Here is a 710-nt window from a genome sequence, read left to right on the forward strand (position 1 = left end):
CTCGATACTCCCATCAACTAGTTCAACCTTCAACTTGTTCCCGGTCACGCCGTGCCTGAGATCCCCAGGTCGACCTGGGAATCTCAGGCACGCGGCGGCGGCGGTGGCGTCACCCAGCGCGGGTCAGGCGGGCGCGGGGGCCTCGACCACGGGCGGCTCGGGCACCTCGGCGCAGTCCTCGGCGATCTGCTTCTGCGTCGCGAGGGCGGCCTTCGCGGTGTTCCAGGCCGCCTTGAGCGTCGCGCGGTCGGCCTTGACCTGACGCTGGAGCGTCGCGAAGGACGCCCGCTGCGCGCGTGCGGCCTCCTTGGCCTCCGCCCGCGCCGTCGCCCGCGCCGCCTTCGCTGCATCACGCAGCGCGGGGTCCTTCGCGGCAGCCGCCGTCAGACGGCCGGCCTTCCTGGCCGCCGCACGCGCCTCGGCGGTCTCGTCGGCCTTGACCTTCTTCACGAGGGCCTTCATGGCGGTCCGCGCGTGGGTGACATACGCCTTCTGCGCTGCGCGCGCGTCGGCCTCGGCCTTCGTGAGCGCGGCCTGGACGACGGCCGGGTCGCAGCTCGGAGCTGCGTCGTCGGCACTGGCCGGCGCCGTCGCGCCGGCCACGCCGATGAGCGTGATGACGGCCGCCGCGCACGTGCGGCCGATGATGGTGGTGTTCACGGTTCTCCCTCCCGTGGTGGACATGACCACGCCACTGTGACACCGGTCGC

The 710-nt window shown here is 72.8% G+C and carries 1 protein-coding gene; it reads right to left on the minus strand.

Annotated features, from left to right (window positions below):
• Positions 1-123: 123 nt before the first annotated feature.
• A complete protein-coding gene (locus ASF38_RS07730; protein ID WP_056574961.1) occupies positions 124-660 on the minus strand; it encodes a hypothetical protein in 537 nt (178 codons plus the stop codon).
• Positions 661-710 lie beyond the last annotated feature (50 nt).

Source organism: Aeromicrobium sp. Leaf272 (genome assembly GCF_001422865.1).
Taxonomy (GTDB): Bacteria; Actinomycetota; Actinomycetes; order Propionibacteriales; family Nocardioidaceae; genus Aeromicrobium.